Origin of the sequence: Flavobacterium sp. W20_MBD1_R3 (assembly GCF_052119725.1) — a bacterium.
In the GTDB taxonomy this organism is placed as follows: Bacteria; Bacteroidota; Bacteroidia; order Flavobacteriales; family Flavobacteriaceae; genus Flavobacterium.
Genome location: NZ_JBGQOR010000003.1, coordinates 200567 through 218151, shown reverse-complemented (window position 1 = coordinate 218151; position 17585 = coordinate 200567). Strand labels below are relative to the sequence as shown.

The 17585-nt window shown below is 33.9% G+C and carries 14 protein-coding genes and 1 other RNA gene; 11 read left to right on the top strand and 4 right to left on the bottom strand.

Going from position 1 to position 17585, the window contains the following annotated elements; all coding sequences use genetic code 11:
- Nucleotides 1-49: 49 nt before the first annotated feature.
- The 8 genes from ACEN2F_RS06860 to ACEN2F_RS06825 all read left to right on the top strand — a co-directional run bounded on the left by ACEN2F_RS06860 (nt 50) and on the right by ACEN2F_RS06825 (nt 8905).
- The gene (locus ACEN2F_RS06860; RefSeq protein WP_441737313.1) at nt 50-2482 is read left to right on the top strand and encodes a heavy metal translocating P-type ATPase; all 2433 of its coding nucleotides are present in this window, start codon (nt 50-52) and stop codon (nt 2480-2482) included.
- Nucleotides 2483-2599: 117 nt separating this feature from the next.
- Entirely contained in the window at nt 2600-2791 is a 192-nt protein-coding gene (ccoS, locus tag ACEN2F_RS06855) for a cbb3-type cytochrome oxidase assembly protein CcoS (protein WP_441737311.1), read from the top strand.
- A gap of 60 nt (nt 2792-2851) precedes the next feature.
- A complete protein-coding gene (gene ccoN, locus ACEN2F_RS06850) occupies nt 2852-5041 on the top strand; it encodes a cytochrome-c oxidase, cbb3-type subunit I (protein ID WP_441737309.1) in 2190 nt (729 codons plus the stop codon).
- Nucleotides 5042-5046: 5 nt separating this feature from the next.
- Nucleotides 5047-5217: a cbb3-type cytochrome oxidase subunit 3 gene (locus ACEN2F_RS06845; protein ID WP_441737307.1), complete on the top strand. Its 171-nt coding sequence runs from the start codon at nt 5047-5049 to the stop codon at nt 5215-5217.
- 28 nt (nt 5218-5245) lie between these two features.
- Complete coding sequence (locus ACEN2F_RS06840) at nt 5246-6145, top strand: cbb3-type cytochrome c oxidase N-terminal domain-containing protein (protein ID WP_441737305.1); 900 nt, start codon at nt 5246-5248, stop codon at nt 6143-6145.
- A gap of 75 nt (nt 6146-6220) precedes the next feature.
- Nucleotides 6221-7639, top strand: a complete 1419-nt coding sequence (ccoG, locus tag ACEN2F_RS06835; RefSeq protein WP_441737304.1) for a cytochrome c oxidase accessory protein CcoG — start codon at nt 6221-6223, stop codon at nt 7637-7639.
- Nucleotides 7640-7680: 41 nt separating this feature from the next.
- A complete protein-coding gene (locus ACEN2F_RS06830; protein ID WP_441737301.1) occupies nt 7681-8133 on the top strand; it encodes a FixH family protein in 453 nt (150 codons plus the stop codon).
- Nucleotides 8134-8203: 70 nt separating this feature from the next.
- Nucleotides 8204-8905: a sulfite exporter TauE/SafE family protein gene (locus tag ACEN2F_RS06825; protein ID WP_441737298.1), complete on the top strand. Its 702-nt coding sequence runs from the start codon at nt 8204-8206 to the stop codon at nt 8903-8905.
- Between the two features lie 73 nt (nt 8906-8978).
- On the opposite strand, the gene hemN is transcribed toward ACEN2F_RS06825, so the two are convergent.
- From hemN to ACEN2F_RS06810, 3 genes are all read right to left on the bottom strand, one after another.
- Nucleotides 8979-10343 carry an oxygen-independent coproporphyrinogen III oxidase gene (gene hemN, locus ACEN2F_RS06820; protein ID WP_441737295.1) on the bottom strand — a complete coding sequence of 455 codons (1365 nt, stop codon included), beginning with the start codon at nt 10341-10343 and terminating at the stop codon, nt 8979-8981.
- Nucleotides 10344-11041: 698 nt separating this feature from the next.
- Nucleotides 11042-11438: a transfer-messenger RNA gene (gene ssrA, locus ACEN2F_RS06815) on the bottom strand.
- A gap of 108 nt (nt 11439-11546) precedes the next feature.
- Entirely contained in the window at nt 11547-12746 is a 1200-nt protein-coding gene (locus ACEN2F_RS06810; RefSeq protein WP_441737292.1) for a serine hydrolase domain-containing protein, read from the bottom strand.
- 248 nt (nt 12747-12994) lie between these two features.
- On the opposite strand from ACEN2F_RS06810, the gene ACEN2F_RS06805 reads away from it, so the two are divergent.
- Nucleotides 12995-14197 (top strand): NAD(P)-dependent oxidoreductase, encoded by a 1203-nt coding sequence (locus ACEN2F_RS06805; RefSeq protein WP_441737290.1) that lies wholly within the window; start codon nt 12995-12997, stop codon nt 14195-14197.
- A 350-nt stretch (nt 14198-14547) separates the two neighbouring features.
- The gene (locus tag ACEN2F_RS06800; RefSeq protein WP_441737288.1) at nt 14548-15555 is read left to right on the top strand and encodes an LLM class flavin-dependent oxidoreductase; all 1008 of its coding nucleotides are present in this window, start codon (nt 14548-14550) and stop codon (nt 15553-15555) included.
- Nucleotides 15556-15765: 210 nt separating this feature from the next.
- Here ACEN2F_RS06800 and fumC read toward each other — a convergent pair whose 3' ends face one another.
- Nucleotides 15766-17163: a class II fumarate hydratase gene (fumC, locus tag ACEN2F_RS06795; RefSeq protein ID WP_441737285.1), complete on the bottom strand. Its 1398-nt coding sequence runs from the start codon at nt 17161-17163 to the stop codon at nt 15766-15768.
- 223 nt (nt 17164-17386) lie between these two features.
- Here fumC and ACEN2F_RS06790 point away from each other — a divergent pair, with 223 nt between their 5' ends.
- On the top strand, nt 17387-17584 hold the full coding sequence (locus tag ACEN2F_RS06790; protein WP_441737556.1) for a hypothetical protein: 198 nt from the start codon (nt 17387-17389) through the stop codon (nt 17582-17584).
- Nucleotide 17585 lies beyond the last annotated feature (1 nt).

Here is a 17585-nt window from a genome sequence, read left to right as displayed (position 1 = left end):
TTAAGTGATTCAATGAATCACCTTTGTTCCAGGTAAAATGAGCATAGTTATGGACACACAAAACTGTTTCCATTGTGGATTAGATATTATAAAAGAAGACGAAATTATTTTTGATGATAAAAATTTCTGTTGCAACGGTTGTAAAACGGTGTATGAAATTTTTAGTCTGAATGACTTGACTTGTTATTATGATTTTGAAAAATCCCCTGGAGCAACTCCGCAAGATATTAATGGTAAATATGATTTTTTAGACAATGAAAGTATTGTATCCAAACTTTTGGAATTTCAAGAAAATTCAACCGCAATTATTTCACTTAACATTCCTCATATTCATTGTAGCTCGTGTATTTGGATTTTGGAAAATCTACAGCGTCTTCAAAAGGGAATAAGCACTTCGCAGGTTAATTTTCCTGAAAAGAAAGTGAGAATTACTTTTAATCCTGAAGAAGTTTCCATCAAAACGATTGTCTATTTGTTGAGTTCTATAGGCTATGAACCCTATATAAGTCTAGAAAATTATGAAACGGGATCAAATTCTGTAGATCGAAGTTTGACCTATAAATTAGGGGTTGCTTTCTTTTGTTTTGGAAATATAATGCTACTTTCTTTTCCTGAATATTTTGAAGTCAAGGAATATTGGCTGGATCAATACCGCGGTTTTTTTAGATGGTTGATTTTTATTTTAGCATTACCAAGTTTCTTTTATTCCGCCAGTGATTATTATGTGTCAGCCTATAAAAGTATAAAGTCTAAGATGCTTAATATTGATATTCCTATTGCTTTAGGAATTGTTGTAATGTTTGTTCGCAGTGCCTTTGATATTTTTATGGATTACGGTTCAGGCTTTTTTGATAGTTTAACGGGATTAATTTTCTTTATGCTTTTAGGGAAAATGTTCCAAATCAAAACCTATAGTTTTTTGAGTTTTGAAAGAGATTTTAAATCCTATTTTCCAATAGCGATTACCAAAATAAATGCAGATTTATCAGAGGAAAGTGTGGCAATCTACGATGTTGAAAAAGGGGATCGATTGCTCATCCGAAATCAAGAACTTATTCCGGTTGATGGTATTTTAATTTCAGAAAAAGCTGAAATCGATTACAGTTTTGTTACGGGAGAAGCAGTTCCTATTTCGAAAAAATCTGGTGATAAAGTATTTGCAGGTGGAAAACAAATAGGAAAAGTTATCGAAATGGAAGTTTTACATTCAGTTTCCCAAAGTTACCTGACACAATTATGGAGTAATGATGTGTTCCAAAAAAATGTAGAGCAAAAACACAAAACCATTACGGATCGTATTAGTCGGTATTTTACGCCAATTTTATTATTAATTGCATTTTCCGGATTTGGTTATTGGATTTTTATTGATGTTAATACTGCTTTTAATGTATTTACGGCAATTTTGATCGTTGCATGTCCTTGTGCTTTGGCTCTGACGGCTCCATTTACATTTGGGAACGTATTGCGTATTTTAGGCAAACAAAAATTCTATCTCAAAAATGCTTTGGTCATTGAACAATTAGCAAAAGTAGATACGATAGTTTTTGATAAAACGGGAACGATTACCACCAATAAAAAATCGAATATTTCTTTTGAATCCTCAGCTAACTCCTCCCAAGGAGGGGAGCTAAAAATAGTAGATACAAATGCAAATTTATTATTGATTAAAAACGCGCTTCGTGGATCAAACCATCCGTTGAGTAGAATGCTATATGATTTTTTACCCGAAACGAAAAGATTAAAAATCGATGATTTTGAAGAGATAACTGGGAAAGGAATTAAAGTAAAAATAGGAGGGAATACAATTCTAATTGGTTCTAAAGAATTTTGTACTCCGCCATTATTGGTTTCGTCTCCCTCTGCTTTAGATAGAGTTGGAGAAAGGACTTCGGTTCACATTAAGATTAATAATGTTTATTCCGGAAAATATATTTTTAATAATCAATACAGAGAAGGATTAGAAGAACTCTTTAAAAACCTAAGCAGCAAGTATCAAATCAAGGTCTTATCAGGTGATAACGAAGGCGAACGCGCCACTCTGGAGGAACTTTTGCCAAAAGGCACAGAATTGATTTTTAATCAGAAACCAGAACAAAAATTGCAATTTATTAAAAACTTGCAGGACGCTGGCAGTAATGTCATGATGGTTGGAGACGGTCTGAATGATGCAGGTGCTTTGGCCCAAAGCAATGTAGGTATTTCAATTTCTGAAAATGTGAATGTTTTTTCACCGGCATGTGATGCTATTTTGGATGCCAATGAGTTTCAAAAATTAAACTATTTCTTAAAATTATCTAAAAATTCCATAACAACCATTAAGATGAGTTTTGTACTCTCATTGTTGTATAATGTAGTAGGATTATCGTTTGCTATTACCGGTAATTTATTGCCTTTGGTGGCTGCTATTATTATGCCGTTAAGCACTATAACGATTGTCAGTTTTGTCACAATGATGAGCAGTTATTATGCCAGGAAAAAATAGCTTTTTAAGATTTGCTTTGTTTTGCTTTCACAAAAAATTAACATAAATCAATTAGTATGACAATTGTCATGTTATACTCGGAAACGTCGCAGTAACTTTGTTTACATAAATTAAGGTATGAGTGTCATTTATTTATTAATCTCCATCAGTATAATAGTCGCCATTGGTTTCTTTATTGCTTTTATTCGCGCAGTAAAAACAGGTCAATATGACGACGATTATACGCCATCAGTCAGAATGCTTTTTGACGATGAGCTCGTTAAGACTAAGGTCAAAAAAACAAACCCTAAAAAATCAACTACGCTTTAGAATGTAATTTTTTGACGACAGGTCATTGTACAATAAACAACTTTAAAAATAATTATAAATATGGAAATGCAGCAGTTTTATTATGACAACAAAATTGTAAAAAAATTCATTTACGCGACCATTGTATTTGGGGTGGTAGGAATGTTGGTAGGGCTTACGTTAGCCTTTATGTTCCTTTTTCCTAATATCACCGATGGTATTTCGTGGTTGAGTTACGGTCGGTTAAGACCTTTACACACAAATGCCGTTATATTTGCTTTCGTTGGGAATGCAATGTTTGCGGGTATTTATTATTCTTTGCAGCGATTGCTAAAAGCCAGAATGTTCAATGATTTTTTGAGTAATTTAAATTTTTGGGGTTGGCAATTAATTATTGTTGCAGCGGCGATTTCTTTGCCATTAGGATACAGTACATCTAAAGAGTATGCCGAATTAGAATGGCCAATAGATATTGCTATTGCTTTGATTTGGGTTGTTTTTGGTATCAATATGATTGGAACTATTTTAAAACGTAGAGAGCGACACTTGTATGTTGCGATCTGGTTTTACTTAGCTACATTCGTTACCGTAGCGGTTTTACATATCTTTAATAGTTTGGCTTTACCGGTATCTGGAATGAAGAGTTATTCTGTATATGCAGGTGTGCAAGATGCATTAGTGCAGTGGTGGTATGGTCACAATGCGGTAGCCTTCTTTTTGACAACTCCTTACTTAGGATTAATGTATTATTTTGTTCCAAAAGCAGCGAATAGACCAGTGTATTCATATAGATTATCAATTGTTCACTTTTGGTCATTAATTTTCATTTACATCTGGGCTGGACCACACCATTTATTATATTCTGCTTTGCCTAACTGGGCACAAAATTTAGGAGTTGCATTTTCAATTATGTTATTAGCTCCATCTTGGGGTGGTATGATAAACGGACTTTTGACCTTGAGAGGTGTTTGGGATAAAGTACGTGTAGAGCCTGTTTTAAAATTCTTCGTGGTGGCGATTACCGGATACGGAATGGCAACTTTTGAAGGACCAATGTTATCTTTAAAAAATGTTAATGCGATTGCACATTACACGGATTGGATTATTGCTCACGTTCACGTAGGTGCTTTAGCCTGGAATGGTTTTATGGCTTTTGGTATGATCTATTGGTTAGTTCCCAGAATGACAAAAAGTACTTTATATTCTCTTAAGTTAGCTAATTTCCACTTTTGGATTGGTACTTTAGGAATAATATTATATACAATTCCAATGTATGTTGCTGGTTTTTTACAAGCTTCAATGTGGAAACAATTTAATCCAGACGGAACCTTAACCTATGGTAATTTCTTAGAAACAGTAACGCAAATCATGCCAATGTATTGGATGAGAGCTATAGGAGGAACCTTTTACTTAATAGGTATGTTGACATTAGTGTATAATGTTATTCAAACTATTCGTTTTGGTTCTAAAATTGAAGATGAATTAGCAGAAGCGCCTGGTTTACTAAAAATTAGTTCTGGTCGAATTAAAGGAGAGAAATTCCACCCATGGTTAGAAAGAAAACCAATTCAGTTAACTATTTTGGCAACTATAGCAATTTTAATTGGTGGTGTCATCCAAATTGTTCCAACGATTATGGTGAAATCTAATATCCCAACCATTGCAAGCGTAAAACCATATTCACCATTAGAATTAGAAGGACGCGATTTATACATTCGTGAAGGTTGTGTAGGTTGTCACTCTCAGTCCGTTCGCCCTTTCCGTAGTGAAGTTGAACGTTATGGACCGCAATCTAAAGCTGGAGAATTTGTTTATGATCATCCATTCCTTTGGGGATCAAAACGTACGGGTCCGGATTTGTTAAGAGTTGGAGCTAAATACAATGACAATTGGCATTTTAACCACTTTTGGAATCCACAAAGTATATCTTCAGGTTCTATTATGCCCGGATATAAATGGTTGTTTGCCAATAAACCAATGGATATTTCTTTGACACAAAAGAAAATGGAAGTTATGGTTACCCTGGGAGTTCCTTATACCGAAGCGCAGATTGCAAGCGGTTTGGATGATTTAAGAAAACAAGCGATTGGAATTGAGGAAAATTTGAAAAATGATCCTGACTTTGTAAAAAGTTATAACGAAAGCAAGAAAAAAGCAGAAGCCAGAGGAGAAAAATTTGTTCCAATGAACGAAAGAGAAATCGTAGCCTTGATTGCTTACATGCAAAGACTGGGTACCGATATTAAAGTAAAAGATGTAGCTAAAAAATAGAAATTATGTTTGAACAAATAAAACACAATATGGAAACGATTGAAGGTGTGGCCATTTATCCCATCTTATCACTAGTAATCTTTTTCGCTTTTTTCGTAGGCTTAGGTTTATGGGTGTTCTCTTATAAGAAAGAGACAATTAATGAATTGAGTCAAATTCCATTGAGAGACAATTAAATAGTATAATTTTTAAAAAAATTAGAAAATGAAAAAATTAATTCCAGCATACGTAAGGGTACCTGTTATTTTATTTGCTGTTTTTGGCGCAATGGAATATCTAGTAGACTCCGGTAATAAACCAGCATTTATCAAGTTCCCAATGATATCTGTATTCTTACTTGTATTTGCTTTTCTTTTGATAGCAATCGAAATTACCATAAACGCAGTAGATACAATCACCTATCATTTGTTGACAGAAGAACAAAAAGTCAAAGCAAATGAGGTGAATAATCTGAGTTTTACAGAGAGTGAATGGTATAAAAAGCTAGTGATACGTTTTACTAAAACGGAATCCGTTGACGAGGAGGGTCAATTACTAATGGACCATGATTACGACGGTATAAAAGAGTTGGATAACAATTTGCCTCCTTGGTGGGTATATTTATTTTATGGTTGTATCGTGTTTGCTCTGGTCTATATGGTCCGATTTGAAGTTTTAGGTGCCGACAATCAAGAAATGGAACTAAAAAAAGAAATCGCTCAAGCTAAAATTGATATCGCTGAATACATGAAAACTGCTCCAGATATGATGGACGAAAAAACAGTTACGCTGTTGACAGATCCTGCAGATTTAGCTGCTGGTAAAGAAATTTACACAAATAATTGTGCCGCTTGTCACAGAGCTGATGGTGGTGGGCAGATAGGTCCTAACCTGACCGATGATAAGTGGATTTTAGGAGGAGGAATAAAAAACGTATTTCATACTCTCGTAAATGGTGGACGTGACGGAAAAGGAATGATCTCATGGAAAGGAACACTGAAACCAAAAGAAATGCAAAAAGTAGCTAGCTACATTCTATCCTTAAAAGGAAGTAATCCGCTGGATGCTAAGGCTGAAGAAGGAGAAGTATGGGTCGAAGAAAATGTTACCGTTGCAGTTAAATAACAATTATAAACACAGGTTTTTATTTAGCTTAAAATGTTACTAGTTATTTAAACTTGTGTTTTTAAATAAAAAAAAATGTCAAAATTACCAGACGAAGCGTTTAGAGATACAATTGGGACTATAGATGAAGAAGGAAATAGAAAATTTATTTTTCCTAAAAAGCCTTCCGGTAAGTTTTATGATTACAGGAAATGGGTAAGTTATTTTTTGCTGATTGTACTTGTTGCAAACCCTTTTATAAAGATAAATGGGAATCAGTTCATGATGTTCAATATATTAGAACGAAGGTTTAACATTTTTGGATTTCCGTTTTGGCCGCAAGATATTTATTTATTTGTCCTTATTATTATCGTAGGAGTTGTTTTTGTAATTCTATTTACCGTGATATTTGGTCGTATTTTTTGTGGTTGGATTTGTCCGCAAACTATTTTTTTAGAAATGGTTTTCCGCAGAATTGAATACTGGATTGAAGGAGATCGTGGTGCCCAAATTCGTTTAGAAAAACAAGAATGGAACGCAGAAAAAATTAGGAAGAAAGCAATTAAGTGGACCATCTTTTTAATTATTTCCTTTTTTATAGCCAATGTTTTTTTAGCATATCTGATCAGTAGTGATAAGTTGCTGCTAATGATTGAAGAAGGACCTGAAAATCATGTTAGTACACTGGTTTCTTTATTGATTTTTACAGGAGTTTTCTACTTCGTTTTTGCCTGGTTTAGGGAGCAAGTTTGTATCATCGCCTGTCCATACGGAAGATTACAAGGCGTTTTATTAGATGACAAGTCAATCAATGTTGCATATGATTTTGTTCGTGGAGAAAAAGTAGCAGGCAGAGCTAAATATAACAAACAGGAAGATAGAGTTGCAAGTGGCAAAGGCGATTGTATTGATTGTAAACAATGCGTAAATGTATGCCCAACTGGAATTGATATCCGAAACGGAACTCAATTGGAGTGTGTCAATTGCACGGCTTGTATAGATGAGTGTGATACAATTATGGATGGTATTGGATTGCCAAAAGGACTGATTCGTTATGCCTCTGAAGATGAAATTGAGAAAAATATCAAGTTCAAGTTTACGCCAAGAATGAAAGGCTATTCTGCTATGCTGTTTATCTTAACAGGGATACTAGTTGGATTATTATTTTTGCGTAGCGATGTTGAAGCCATTATTTTGAGATTACCGGGTCAGTTATTTGAACACAAAGGTGATAATATCAGTAATATTTATACTTTTAAAATTATCAATAAAACGAATAAGGATTTCAATGATATTCATTTTAAATTGGTAAACATCAAAGGAACTTTAAAGATAGTAGGAAAACAAGAGATAAAAATACCAAAACAAGGTATGAATGGTGGTTCTCTATTTATTGAAATCAATCAAAACGTCTTAGAGAGCGATAAAACGAAGTTGAAAATTGAGGTATATAATGGAGATGAAAAAATTGAAACGAGCACGACTAACTTTCTAAGTCCGCGAAGTTTTGATTAATATCCTCACATTTAAGACTATAATTTATTAAAAAAAAGATCATGAAAATTAGCTGGGCAACAGGAATCGTAATCGCTTTTAGTTTATTTATTTCTTTCATCTTGTATTTTGTATTTACGGTACAATCTAATTCAAAATATGATAATGAATTGGTTGTAGAAGAGTATTACAAGCATGATGCACATTATGGAGATGAGATGAAGCGCGCTCAAAACGTTATGAATTTAGCCCAAAAACCGGCAATAAATGCTGTTTCTGCAGGAATTGAAATAGTATTTCCTGAAGTTTTTGTACCTAAAAACATCAAAGGTAAAGTGTCCCTATATAGACCGTCTAACAAAAAATTAGATTTTGAAATTCCGATTTCATTATCTGGTGCTACTACTTTGCTCATACCTAAAAAAAGTTTGGCAGGCGGTCGATGGGACATTAATATGGAATGGCAGTACGATGGTAAATCGTATTTGTCAAAAAAAACACTTTATATCAATTAGTCATAAAGTCAAAGGCCTGAAGGTTTATTATGACTTTAGGCAATAGACTTTAGAACATTAGACAAAAAAAATGCTGTATACTGCCTTTATTTTTGGGTTAATAAGTAGCTTTCATTGCATTGGAATGTGTGGTCCTATTGCAATGATGTTGCCCGTTGACAGAACAAACCAAACTAAAAAAGCAACGCAAATTATGACCTATCATTTGGGGAGATTATCGGCTTACGGTACGATAGGTTTTGTATTTGGATTGTTAGGAAAAGGTTTTTTTATGGCAGGTTTGCAGCAAAATTTATCCATATTTATTGGTGTCGCTATGATTATTGTAGTCTTAACTCCAGAAAAACTTTTCGCAAAATATAATTTTTCAAAACCAGTTTTTAAATTAATTTCTAAAATAAAAACTGCTTTAGGAAGTCAGTTTAGAAACAAAAGTTACAAATCGTTATTTACAATTGGTTTATTAAATGGGTTTTTGCCTTGCGGAATGGTTTATGTTGCCTTGTTTGGCGCCATTGCTATGCAAAGTGAAAGTCGAGGAGTTTTGTACATGATTTTGTTTGGTTTAGGAACCGTTCCTATGATGAGCAGTGTCGTGTATATTAATTCGTTTTTAACAGTGCCCATGCGAAACAAAATCCAGAAAGCGATTCCTTACGTCGCCGTTTGCATTGGTTGTTTGTTTATTTTAAGAGGATTGGGATTAGGAATTCCGTATATCTCTCCTTCTAACATGAGTTTGTTCATTCAAGCAGACCCAAATTGTCACTAACTTTAAGCTCTTAGATGATATGAAATAGCACGCCATTTTGCATGCTTTTTTATTTTTTTAAATTTATAAAACATTAAATTGTCATCGAAAATAATGCTGTTTCTGGTGCTTTTCTTTTTAAACGTAAGTCAAATGCCATACAAACATTTCGTACGTAAGGTTTCCCTTTTTCAGTTACGGTGATGGAATGGTCACTGATGATTAGTAATTCATCCTTTTCCATTTCTTTTAATTGAAGTACAATCTCAGGGATTTCAGTAAAGTAATCTTCTTTATTAATCCAAGAAGTTTGAAATTGGCACATTAAATTCAAAATGTGTTTTCGTATTGTAAGGTCTTCATTATTCAATAAATGTCCTCTAAAAACGGGTAAATTATTGGATTCTAATAATTTGTAGTACTCTTCTAAATTTTTTACATTCTGAGCAAAACTAAACCAGCTGTCGCTGATGGATGACACGCCTAATCCAAGCATTAATTGTGTTTTTGAAGAACTGTAACCCATAAAATTACGGTGTAACGTGCCATTGTGTAAAGCTTGATTTAAACTATCTGTTATTAGTGCAAAATGATCCATTCCTATTTCATGGTATCCATTTTCAAACAGTAGCTTTTTTCCAGTTTCATATAGCATTCGCTTTTTATCATCTTTAGGAATATCTTCATCGTTGAAACCTCGTTGTCCATTGCCTTTTATCCAAGGAACATGTGCATAACTATAAAATGCCAAGCGGTCAGGTTGCAAGGATTTTGTTTTTTCAATTGTATCAATGACATCCTCTATTTCCTGAAATGGTAATCCGAAAATTATATCATGACCAATAGAAGTATATCCTATTTCTCTTGCCCAAAACGTAACTTTTGCCACATTATGAAAAGGTTGCAAACGGTGAATTGCTTTTTGTACTTTTTCTGAATAATCCTGGACACCAAAACTTACTCTTCTAAAACCTAAATCATATAGCTTTTGCAAATGTTCATGAGAAGTATTGTTAGGATGACCCTCAAAACTAAACTCATGATCTTTGGCTTTTTTGGCACTAAGAAAAATACCATTAATTAAATCTTCTAAATTTTTTGTCGAAAAAAAAGTTGGAGTTCCACCACCCAAATGAATTTCCTTGATAATTGGTGTTTCTCCAAGAATGTTGCAGTACAAAGTCCATTCTTTTAGAACGGCATCAATATACGGATTTTCAACAGAATGATTTTTAGTGATGCGCTTGTTACAGCCACAAAAGGTGCATAAGCTTTCGCAAAAAGGCAAATGAATGTATAAACTGATGCCTTCAGAGGAGTTGCTTGTCACAAATGATTTCTTGAGTGTTTGGGTCCAAATTTCATTTGAAAAATCAGTTTCATCCCAATAGGGTACTGTAGGATAGCTAGTGTATCTAGGTCCAGGTACATTGTATTTTTGAATTAAAGAATTTTTCATGTAAAAATATTTAGCAATAGCCAAAAGTAGCATTACTACCAAAAATTAAAAATGATAATTATCATATTGAACTGCTCCAAGTTCAAAAAATTAGAATTTGAAAAAAAACAGATAAGAATTTTTCTTTAAAAGAACATCACTTTATAACGGGACAATCGAGGCTTTGTCCGACACATTAGACATTTAGCTAATGGTATTGTGAATTGAATATCTGTGCCATGACTTAGTTAATGATGATAAAAAGTTAAATTATATTAAACGAACGATTGCCACTTTTTAAGTTAATTCGGTATTCGAAATGGAATATCTAGCAAGTAATGCAATTGAAAAAGAAGTAAAATTGTCTTTTAGTACACTAATAACAATAAATTTCATGGTTAATTCAATGTGCAGCTTTGTTCTATTTTTGATATTTAAAGAAAGTTATTTGTAGTATGTTATTTTGACTATGATGAATCCTAAATATTTACATGTCAGTGTGTACAGCCTAGTATTGCAACAAATTTTTAATATTAAAAGGCTTTTTTCTAGACTAGTTTTTTTGTTGTGACCTGATTTTGGTGAATTATCGTAGTTCGGATTTTGTTGTTTAATCGAATATGGAGAATCCTAAACGAAAAAGTTATTTATACTCAATTAATCAACTTTATTATCAATAATAAATAAAAAAACCCGAAAATCAATGATTTTCGGGTTTTTTGTGGAGTCGCCGAGAATCGAACTCGGGTCCAAACAAGCAACTAAAAAGCTTTCTACGCGTTTATTTTCTGATTGAATTTTCGATGTTGTGTTAGGCCAGAAACAGCCACACCACACTTATCTTCTTAATTTTGAAATCCACCCGAAGCTCATGGAAATCTAGGTCTATTTTTACGGTTCTCCTGGACTGAACGCCACAAACCAAGGCTTTCAAGGAGAATCCAGCTTTCCTATCTGATAGGAACGTGGCGTAATCGTACTATAATTCGGATTATGCAGCTAAAGCGTAGTTATTTTCGCCGTGTAAAATGGTAAGATCTTATATTTACGAGCAAGGTCTCAATGCTCGACGTGCTTACTTATCAATTCGACTTGCTGTCAAAACCAGTCGACCCCTTTTTTGTTTTAAAAACCTAGAATTAAATTTCTAGTTTGCAAAGGTACACCTTTTATATGAATTTCTGATTGTGATGCCTCTAACATGATACAATAATGATGCCTTTCTTACTCATCTTTTAATTTGAACGGATAATCGCCAAATAATGGCGCTAATTTCCGAACGTCATACGTTTTTCTGGTAAATTTATTAGATAATGCTATGATCGTAACTCCTTCTTTTCTGAGCGTAATATAAGACGAAGTATTCCCGTGCCACCAACCGTTGTGAAAATAGAAATTTTGTCCCGTTTCCCAATTGACCATTCGAATTCCCAGACCGTAATTTTTGGTTCCTTTGCGTTCATTACTATAGGGTTTATAAACCTGACTTTGAAGCGCAGGCGTCAAAAAAGTAGGACTGTTCCGTGCTCTGTCAAATTTTAATAGATCACGGGGTGTTGAATAAATGTTTTTATCACCGTAAATGGCATCTAAATAATCTTTTCCTATTTCTACTTTATTTCCTTTGTACGAAGTAACTGCTGTATCCTTGTCTCTTTCATAATCAAAAACATAAGTATCTTTCATTTGTAAAGGCTTAAAAATAATTTTATCCATAGCTTCTTTGTAAGGAAGTTTAGTTATTTTTTCGATAATTAGCGCTAGAATAGCATAATTAGTATTGCAGTAACTGAAACGTGTATCGGGCTTAAACTCTAAACCAATATCCTTGGTTGCCATGATGGTCAATATATCTTGATTAGTAAGTATGTCATGCCTGTCCCAAACCGTTTTGTCCCGGTCTGTGAAATAAGCGTAATTGCGCATGCCACTTCTATGATTTAATAATGTTTTAATAGTAATGTCTGGATAGGGGAACTCTTTCAAAACTGTGTTTACCTTTTGATCTAATTGAATTCTATCAGCATTGACTAATTTTAAAATTGCGGTGGCAGTTATGACCTTGCTTACCGATGCAATATGTAACGATGTAGATTTATTTATTGATTTTTTAGCTCTATAGTTTGCGTAACCTTCGTATTTTTCATAAATAATTTGGCCATTTTTCGCCACTAAAAAGCTACCATTTGCGCTGTTATTTGGCCAATTTTTTTTATAAAAAGAATCAATGGCGTTCTTTTTAGCAGTTATATAGTTTGCCGTAAGTTTTGGCTCTAATTTATCTAAAGGCTTCATCTTTGGCAATGTATCCTTTGGTAGTTGCGCATCTTGTACCTCGACCTTCTTTTTCTCTTTGGCACAAGAACCCAAAATTAAAAAGAGGAGGCATATATGTAGTATATTTGTTTTTTTGATTGTGTTCATTTTTATAATGCTAGAAAGGCAAATATATAGAATCAATGTCTTTTCATACGTTGTTTATTCTAAACCTTAACAGTATTTTAGCAGTAGCCGATTCTAGTTTTTTGTATTAATTTGTGCTTCAGTGAATAGTAGTTTCTCGACAGCATTTTTAAATATCAAAAGAAGCACCACATTGTTTAAAATGTTATATTTGAAACAAAAAAGCATTTTAAAGTTGTATTAATGTTAATTAAAAGCATAAAATAAATATGAAATTTGGAATTTTAAAGGAAAGAAAAAATCCGCCCGACAGAAGAGTTGTTTTCTCACCAGATGATTTGATAAAATTCAAACAGCAGTTTACAAATAGCACAATTGAAGTCGAGCGTTCTACGATTAGAATTTTTAGCGATACAGAATATGAAGCACTAGGAATGGAAATGACCGATGATTTAAGTAATTGCGACGTTCTATTTGGAGTTAAAGAAGTGCCAGTAGAAAATTTAATCCCAAATAAAACCTATTTGTTTTTTTCACATACAATAAAAAAACAACCCTATAATAGACAATTATTGCAAGCTATTTTAGAAAAAAATATCGATTTGTATGATTATGAAACGATTGTTGATGATCAAAATCGAAGATTAATTGGTTTTGGAAGATATGCAGGAATAGTAGGGGCGTACAATAGTATTAGAGCATTTGGAATCAAATTTGAATTGTTTAAATTGCCAAAAGCCGAAACACTTTCAGGTAAAGAAGCGTTGATCACTCATTTAAAACGATTGATATTACCTCCCTTGAAATTTGTAATTACAGGAACTGGAAAAGTTGGAAAAGGAGCTAAAGAAGTTCTGGATGCAATAAAAATAAAGGAAGTTTCAGTAGCAGATTATTTAACTAAAAATTATTCGCAGCCGGTTTACACCCAAGTTGATGTGTTAGAATATAACATGCGCAAAGACGGACAGGTTTTAGATTATCTTGATTTTTATAATAATCCAAAGGAGTATATTTCTGATTTTGAAAAATTCACTACTGTCTCGGATATCTATATTACCGGACATTTTCACGCTAATGAGGCTCCGGTAATTCTGACACGTGAAATGCTGCAATCTAAAGATTGTAAAATTAAAGTGGTTGCTGATATTTCTTGCGATGTTAATGGACCTATAGCCTGTACGCTCCGATCATCAACAATTGCAGAACCCTTATACGGATATTTTCCAAGTGAAAATAAAGAAGTTGATGTTTTTCATCCAGCAGCAATTGTGGTCATGGCCGTTGATAATTTACCTTGTGAATTGCCAAAAGATGCTAGCGAAGGATTTGGAGAAGTAGTACTGCAGCAAGTACTTCCCGCTTTCTTCAACGGAGATAAAGACGGTATTTTACAAAGAGCTAAAATTACCGAAAAAGGAAAACTTACGCCACGATTCAGTTATTTACAAGATTTTGTTGATGGAAAATAAGTTTTAATACTTTCAATACTAATAAAACCTGCCACAGAAAGTTGCAGGTTTCTTTATGAAATCGAAAGAGACGAAGAATCCCAATGTCACAGATTTATAAGTAAAGCTATCTATTTTAGTCTATTTACTTTTTAAAACTAAAAATTTTTTCTTCTAATGTTACAGGGGAGCAATTTATTTGTTACAAATAAATAGAAGAACAGTTGTAAGATTTTAAGTTTGTCCATAGGAATTGTGTACTTTCAGTTCACAATGTTTTGTATTTGTTAGAAATATTATAAATCAATTAACACTACACAATTTTTGGCTCGAACTGAAATGATTATTTTTGTGTAAAGAAGAAATTTATAATGACAAAAAATATTCCATTTTCCGTATTAGAATTAGCATTGATATCGCAAGATAATGATGCTGCTGAAACACTACAAAAAACAAAGAAGGTAGCGCAACTCGCAGATAGTTTAGGATATAAGCGATTTTGGTTAGCGGAACATCATAATATGGCTCATGTGGCCAGTACAGCAACAGTTGTTTTGATTGGTTATATTGCTGGTCAAACGCAAAATATTCGGGTAGGTTCAGGTGGCATTATGTTGCCAAATCATGCGCCCTTAATTATTGCAGAGCAATTTGGTACCCTCGAAATATTATATCCAAACCGAATTGATTTAGGATTAGGCCGAGCACCGGGAACCGATGGATTAACCGCACAAGCAATTCGGAAAGATTTTTTTGAGCAATCGCAACGATTTCCTCAAAATGTGACAGCACTGCAAGAATTTTTATCGGAGGATAATGCCACTGCAAAAGTGCGCGCTTTTCCCGCCGAAGGTACTAAAGTTCCTATTTGGATATTAGGATCGAGCATGGATAGTGCTGCTTTGGCTGCTGCCAAAGGATTGCCTTATGCCTTTGCAGGACATTTTGCACCAAAGCAAATGCATCAGGCATTCGAATTTTACAGAAACAATTTTGAACCTTCAGAATTTTTAGACGCACCCAAAACGATGGCTTGTGTCAACGCAATAGCCGCAGATACTGATAAAGAAGCAGAGAAATTATCGACTAGTTTGACTCAAATGTTTCTTAATCTGATTCGGAATGATAGAAGACCCTTACAGCCACCATTAGATTCGATGGATGGAATTATGAGCGAAGAAGAACATTTTCACGTAAACCAAATGACTGCTTGTTCTTTTGTGGGAAGTAAAAATAAAGTAGCGGTCGAATTAGAACAGTTTATGGATTACACAAAAATTGACGAATTGATGATTACCAGTCCAATTTTTGATCATGAGGACAAATTGAAAAGCATTCGAATTATGAAGGAAGTAATGGATATAATTAATAAGAAATAGAATCTGTGGAACTTTATTAGAACTTATAGGACTTATCTGATCAGAAATTGTTACCATATAATTTACGTAAGTTTATTTAATGAAAACTAAATTAATATATTTTGCTATTAGAATATAAATTTATAACAAGAAACCCTGCAACGTTACATTGCAGGGTTTTTTAATTTGCAGCTGATTAGTAATAATTAACAATTCAGTATTGAAAATTAATTATTTCAAGCTTCCCACCATATCTTCTGGTTTAACCCAAGCATCAAAATCTTCTGAGGTTACGTATCCTAAACGAACAGCTTCCTCTTTTAGTGTTGTTCCGTTTTTGTGTGCAGTTTGAGCAATTTCAGCTGATTTGTAATAGCCAATTTTAGTATTCAAAGCCGTAACTAACATCAATGAATTATCAACTAATTCTTGAATACGTTTGTAGTTTGGCTCGATTCCTTGCGCGCAATGTTCATCAAAAGACATACAAGCATCACCCAGCAATCGTGCTGATTGCAAGAAATTTGCAGCCATTAATGGTTTGAAAACATTCAATTCATAATGACCTTGCATTCCTCCAACAGATATTGCAACATCATTCCCCATCACTTGTGCGCAAACCATAGTCAATGCTTCACATTGCGTTGGGTTCACTTTTCCCGGCATGATAGAAGAACCAGGCTCATTTTCTGGAATAATGATTTCTCCAATTCCGGAACGTGGCCCAGAAGCTAGCATACGAACATCATTAGCTATTTTATTCAATGAAACTGCCAGTTGTTTTAGCGCACCATGAGTTTCTACTATGGCATCGTGTGCTGCTAATGCTTCAAATTTGTTTTCAGCAGTTACAAATGGATGTCCTGTAAATTCAGCTATATATTCGGCTACTTTTACGTCATATCCTTCTGGAGTGTTTAATCCAGTACCAACAGCCGTACCGCCTAAAGCTACTTCTGATAAGTGAGCTAATGTATTTTTAACGGCTTTTAATCCGTAGTTCAATTGCGCTACATATCCTGAAATTTCTTGTCCTAAGGTAAGGGGAGTTGCATCCATTAAATGTGTCCGACCTATTTTAACTACAGTATTGAATTCAGTTGCTTTAGCATGAAGCGTGTCTCTTAATTTTTCTACTCCCGGAATAGTAACTTCTACTACGGCTTTGTAGGCTGCAATGTGCATCCCTGTTGGAAAAGTGTCATTTGAAGATTGTGATTTATTCACATCATCATTGGCTTTTATAAATTGTTCGCCTTCGCCAATGTTAAATCCTTTTAGGACTTGCGCGCGATTAGCAACTACTTCGTTTACGTTCATGTTACTTTGTGTACCAGAACCTGTTTGCCAGATCACTAATGGAAATTCATCATCTAGTTTACCAGCTAATATTTCATCACAAACGGCAGCAATGGCATCTCTTTTTTCAATTGGCAAAACTCCTAAATCACAATTGGCGTAAGCCGCTGCTTTCTTGAGATAAGCAAAACCTTGCACAATTTCTTTTGGCATCGATGCTGATGGACCTATTTTAAAATTGTTGCGGGAACGTTCTGTTTGTGCACCCCAGTATTTGTCAGCTGGAACTTGCACTTCACCCATGGTGTCTTTTTCTATTCTGAATTTCATTTTGTTGTTATTTAAAAATAATTATGTTGTTTTATACATTTTATAGCCCGGATGGCAGCGGAAATCCTTTTCTTTTTATTTTCAAAAAGAAAAGATTGGAGTGAACAGCGGGAAATAGCTCCAAACTCTGAGCTCAAAAATACGGATAATTCCTTTTTTATAAAAATTGATTGGTAGTTTTTATGCTTTTTAATTGGTACAAAAAAGAATTAAACTTACATTTGTGGCTACATTCAAAATTCCGGAAAACATGTTTGAATTTTCACAGTACTTAGGCTTTTTACTTTTCTTAACCATTCTTACTATAGGATTTTGGTTAATGTTTTTTCTAGTTGGTTTCGTATCCTATTGGGTAGGAGGAGCAAGTTGGGAAGCATTCAAGGAGAAAAGAGCAAAAAAGAAGCAAGAGCAATCAGTATAAT